This is a genomic window from Streptomyces montanisoli (genome assembly GCF_017813245.1).
In the GTDB taxonomy this organism is placed as follows: Bacteria; Actinomycetota; Actinomycetes; order Streptomycetales; family Streptomycetaceae; genus Streptomyces; species Streptomyces montanisoli.
This window is the reverse complement of record NZ_JAGIQL010000277.1, coordinates 1-4,854: the sequence shown is the minus strand read 5'-3', so window position 1 is coordinate 4,854 and position 4,854 is coordinate 1. Positions and strand designations below refer to the sequence as shown.

Sequence of the window (4,854 nt, the reverse complement as noted above, 5' to 3'; positions counted from 1 at the left end):
CCGTGCGCCCCCGCGCCGTGCTGGTCGGCCGGGCCGCCGAGCTGTGCTCAACCGACAGGGCGCCGACACCGGGCGCCGAGACGCGCTGGACCTCGGGGCCGCCTGGTGATGCGCCGGAGCGGCCGAGCGGCCGTGTGCTCCCCGGCCGACGCCGCCGCCCTGCGGTCCGGCCACTGCCGAGGGGCTGTCGCCGTGGCCGCCGAGCTGTCCTCCGCCATCACAGCCTTGACGCGGGGCCGAGCCACCTGGGCCGAGCTGGTGCGCCGAGCTGCCCGGGCTGCCGGCGGTGTCCTTGGCCGTCGGCGTCGGATCGGTCGCCGCCTGGTGATGGTCCGGGGCCGCCGAACCGCGGGGGCCGGACCGCAAGGGCCGGACCGCGCCTAGCGGCCGGGTGCTTGCGCCGCCGACGCCGGGTGGGGGCGCGCCGGCCTCCGGAGCCGTCTGGTGATGGTCCGGGGCCGCCGGACCGCGCTGGTCAGCTGAGCTGACGGGCCCACGCCGTGCGCCAAGCCCCCCCCGGGCGCCTGGGCGCCTGGGCGGCTTGACGCACCGGGCCCGGCCCGGACGCGCTCGGCCGCCGGGGGCCCGCCACCCGGCCCGAACGCGTGGAGGGGGCGGCCGTTCCGGCCGCCCCCTCCACGCCACCCGCGCGCGGGTCAGCGCATCTTGCCGCCCTTCGGCATGCGCACGTTCTTCGGCATGGGCCCCTTGGGCAGGGGCATGTTGCTCATCAGGTCGCCCATCGCGCGCAGCCGGTCGTTCGTGGCCGTCACCGTCGGTCCGTCCACCACGCGCGGCAGCTTCAGCAGCGTGGCGCGCACCTTCTTCAGCGGCACCTGCCCCTCGCCGTCGCCCACGATGATGTCCCGCACCGGCACGTCGACGACGATGCGCGCCATCTTCCGCTTCTCGGCCGCGAGCAGCGACTTCAGCCGGTTCGGGTTGCCCTCGGCGACCAGCACGATGCCCGCCTTGCTCACCGCGCGGTGCACGACGTCCTGGCTGCGGTTCATCGCCACGGCCGGTGTCGTCGTCCAGCCGCGTCCCACGTTCTCCAGGACCGCGGCGGCCGCGCCGGGCTGGCCCTCCATCTGCCCGAAGGCCGCGCGTTCCGCGCGGCGGCCGAAGATGATCGCCATCGCGAGGAACGCCAGGATGAAGCCCAGGATCCCCAGATAGAGCGGGTGGCCGAGCGCGAAACCGATGGCGAGGATGACACCGAAGGTGACGATTCCCACGCCCGCGATGACAAGACCGACTTTGGAATCGACCCGCCGGGTCATCTTGTAGGTCTGAGCGATCTGCTTCAGTCGCCCCTGGTTCGCAGCAGAGTCTGCGTTGTCCTTCCTCGCCATACAGGAAAGTTTACGTGGCCTGGGAAGAGCGGTCGGACACAGCCTCGATCACGGACTGGCTCTCGGCGCGGGCGCGGGCAGCGCGCCGGTCCTCCACCACCGCTGACCAGGCGTTTCGACGAGCCGTCCGCCGGCCGCCGGGCAGCAGCAGCGTCTCCACGGCGCGCAGCGCGAAACGCGCTGCCGCCGGCGGTCGGGCAGTGGGGCGTACCGGCGCGGCCTGCATGATGTCGATCTCCCTGGCGAGACGAGCGGGGAAGAACCGGAGGGTGTGGCACGGTGCGGTTGGGCGCGGTGTCGTGCGCTGCCGCGGTCGCGGCGACCCCGGGACGTCCCCGGTGTGTGCGGTGCGTGCGTGCAGCGTCACTCATCGGTGTTACCAGCGCGTGACCCGGCGGTCAAACCGCGGTGAAGCCCGGGCCGCGGGCGGGCGGCATGCGCCCCGGCGCGGAAGCGGCCCGTACGCGCCCCTCACCTGGGGCGTACGTACGGGCCGTTCGGGCAAGCACCGCTACTTGTCGGTAACCACTTGTGCGCGGATTCACACCGCCGGCGGAACCGCCCCGGCGGCGGAAGCCGCCCCGACGCCCACGGGCTGCGCGCTCCTGCGGTCCATCGCCTGCTGGAACAGCCGGCCGGCGCGGTACGAGGAGCGCACCAGCGGCCCCGACATCACGCCGGAGAAGCCGATCTCCTCGGCTTCCTCCTGCAGCTCGACGAACTCGTCGGGCTTCACCCACCGCTCGACGGGGTGGTGGCGCACCGAAGGACGCAGGTACTGCGTGATGGTGATCAGCTCGCAGCCCGCCTCGTGCAGCTGCCGCAGCGCCTCGCTGACCTCGGCCCGCTCCTCGCCCATCCCCAGGATCAGGTTGGATTTGGTGACGAGCCCGGCCTCGCGCGCCTTCGTGATCACGTCGAGCGACCGCTCGTAGCGGAAGCCGGGGCGGATCCGCTTGAAGATGCGCGGCACGGTCTCGACGTTGTGTGCGAGCACCTCGGGCCGCGACGAGAACACCTCGGCGAGCTGCTCGGGCACCGCGTTGAAGTCCGGGATGAGCAGCTCGACCTTGGTCGCGCCCGCCTCGCGGGCCGCCGTCATCGCGTGGATCCGGCGCACCGTCTCCGCGTACAGCCAGGCGCCGCCGTCCTCCAGGTCGTCGCGCGCGACGCCGGTGATCGTGGCGTAGTTCAGGTCCATCGTGACGACGGACTCGCCCACGCGCCGCGGCTCGTCACGGTCGAGCGCCTGCGGCTTGCCCGTGTCGATCTGGCAGAAGTCGCAGCGCCTGGTGCACTGGTCGCCGCCGATGAGGAAGGTCGCCTCGCGATCCTCCCAGCACTCGAAGATGTTGGGACAGCCGGCCTCCTGGCAGACCGTGTGCAGGCCCTCGCTCTTGACGAGTTTCTGCAGCTGGTTGTACTCGGGCCCCATCTTCGCCCGGGTCTTGATCCACTCGGGCTTGCGCTCGATGGGGGTCTGGCTGTTCCGGACCTCCAGGCGCAGCATCTTGCGTCCGTCGGGTGCGACAGCGGACACGTCCGGCACCTCTTTCTGGCTGGCGCGGCATTCGATTCTTCGGCGAATACCAGGTTACGCCCGTGCATTGCGTGGTCTTGTGGTCCGTTCGGACCGTGGTCTCGGGGCCACGGAGGGCCCTCGGGTCGCGGGCCGCGTCGGGCGGGCCGTGGTTCAGGCGCTCGCGCCCTCCAGCGTCGCGTCCGAGGCGGAGGCCTGAACGGCTGCCTGAGCGGGTGCCTGAGCGGCTGCCTGAGCCGGGGCCGTCGCGGAGGCGGGGGACGCCTCCGCCAGTACGTCGCGCAGGTGCCGCTCCACCACGGGCAGGACCTCCGCGACGGGCACGTCGCGCCCCAGCTCGTACGCGAGCGACGTCACCCCGGCGTCCCGGATGCCGCACGGCACGATGCGGTCGAAGTACGTGTTGTCGGGGTTCACGTTCAGCGAGAAGCCGTGCATCGTGACGCCCTTGGCGACGCGGATGCCGATGGCCGCGAGCTTGCGGTCCTCGCGCCGCTGCCCCGCGTTGGACGGCGCGTACTCGGGGCCGTTCAGCCGCGGGTCGAAGTCGTCCGTCCTGACGCGCGGGTCGAAGTCCAGCACGAGGCCGGACGCCGCCGGGCGATCCGCGACCGCGTCGCCCAGCACCCACACCCCGCTGCGGCCCTCCACCCGGGTCGTCTCCACGCCGAACTGGGCGGCGGTCCTGATCAGCGCCTCCTCCAGGCGGCGGACGTGCGCGATGACGTCCACCGGGTTCGGCAGCTTCAGGATCGGATAGCCCACCAGCTGGCCGGGACCGTGCCAGGTGATCTTGCCGCCCCTGTCCACGTCGATCACCGGGGTGCCGTCGAGGGGCCGCTCGTCGTCCCGCGTGCGCCGGCCGGCCGTGTAGACGGGCGGGTGTTCGAGCATCAGGCAGGTGTCGGGTGCCTCGTCGGCGACGCGCGCGGCGTGCACGCGGCGCTGCTCCTCCCATGCGTCCAGGTAGGCGACGGCCTCGTCGCCGAAGCCCAGACGGACGAACCGCAGCTCATCCACGGCAGTGCCTCCTAGTGGCTGCGGCAGCGCAGCCGTCGGTCCAGCTTCCGGTGCGTCGAAGGAGCGCCCGGCACACCGCGGACGTGGTGCGCAGGGGGCGTTTTCCGTGCACTCCGGCGCTTCCGCAACTGTACGGCGGCGGGTGGCCAACGTGACGGGGAGGTGGTGGACGCCCCATTGGCGCATGTGCCGGAGGCAGATTCACGCGGCCCTCGGCGGAGGTTGCGCGGATCCTCACACGATCGGATGAACCCGGGGTGAAAGCCGGTGTGAGGTTGCTTTTTACCGCTAAATTCACGCCGATCGTGAGGGGCCGATGGTATGGGGCTGCCCCGGGGCCCGGAAGGCAGGAGACCGTACAGCTGATGTCGGAACGACCTCCGCAGCGCAATGCCAACAACAGACTCGCCGCGCTCATCGCAGAGGCAGGCTTCTCCCACGCGGGCCTCGCCCGCAGGGTCGACCAGCTCGGCCTTGAGCACGGGCTCGACCTCCGCTACGACAAGACGTCCGTCACCCGCTGGCTGCGCGGCCAGCAGCCGCGCGGCACCACTCCCGCGCTGATCACCGAGGTGTTCACGCGCAGACTCGGCCGCCGCCTGACCACCCAGGACCTCGGGCTCGACGCGTGCGCGCCGGTCTACGCGGGCCTGGAGTTCGCCGCCACGCCCGAGGAGGCCGTCGACATCGTCGGCGGGCTGTGGAAGAAGGACTCGGGCAGCCACGCGGAGCTGCGCAAGATCGCGTTCACGCCCGCGGGGCTCGTGGTGCCCAGCCGGGACTGGCTGATCGGCAGGCCCGACGAGCGCGTGGGGCACCCGGGGGTGGCGGCGGGCGCGGCGGGTGCGGCCGCGCCGCGGAGACCGGCTCAGGCGGGCGCGCCCGGCGCGGTGGGTGCGTCCGGTCCCTCCGGCGCCCCCGGTTCTTCCGGGACGTCCG

Annotated in this window: 5 protein-coding genes; 1 reads left to right on the top strand and 4 read right to left on the bottom strand. The window is 72.7% G+C overall.

What is annotated here, in order from left to right; translation table 11 throughout:
- Nucleotides 1-656: 656 nt before the first annotated feature.
- From JFN87_RS32015 to lipB, 4 genes are all read right to left on the bottom strand, one after another.
- The gene (locus JFN87_RS32015; protein ID WP_209345850.1) at nt 657-1,355 is read right to left on the bottom strand and encodes a DUF4191 domain-containing protein; all 699 of its coding nucleotides are present in this window, start codon (nt 1,353-1,355) and stop codon (nt 657-659) included.
- A gap of 10 nt (nt 1,356-1,365) precedes the next feature.
- A complete protein-coding gene (locus tag JFN87_RS32010; protein ID WP_209345848.1) occupies nt 1,366-1,581 on the bottom strand; it encodes an SCO2195 family GlnR-regulated protein in 216 nt (71 codons plus the stop codon).
- 315 nt (nt 1,582-1,896) lie between these two features.
- Nucleotides 1,897-2,895 (bottom strand): lipoyl synthase, encoded by a 999-nt coding sequence (gene lipA, locus JFN87_RS32005; RefSeq protein ID WP_209345846.1) that lies wholly within the window; start codon nt 2,893-2,895, stop codon nt 1,897-1,899.
- Nucleotides 2,896-3,048: 153 nt separating this feature from the next.
- The gene (lipB, locus tag JFN87_RS32000; protein WP_209345844.1) at nt 3,049-3,915 is read right to left on the bottom strand and encodes a lipoyl(octanoyl) transferase LipB; all 867 of its coding nucleotides are present in this window, start codon (nt 3,913-3,915) and stop codon (nt 3,049-3,051) included.
- 365 nt (nt 3,916-4,280) lie between these two features.
- Between lipB and JFN87_RS31995 the strand changes: the two genes are divergently transcribed.
- Nucleotides 4,281-4,854: NsdA family TPR-like regulatory protein (locus tag JFN87_RS31995; RefSeq protein WP_504739801.1), on the top strand; the 574-nt coding region annotated here is incomplete at its 3' end.

Coding starts and splice junctions, on each gene's coding strand:
- JFN87_RS32015 (WP_209345850.1), bottom strand. CDS start 1,355: ATGGCGAGGAAGGACAACGCAGACTCTGCTGCGAACCAGGGGCGACTG.
- JFN87_RS32010 (WP_209345848.1), bottom strand. CDS start 1,581: ATGCAGGCCGCGCCGGTACGCCCCACTGCCCGACCGCCGGCGGCAGCG.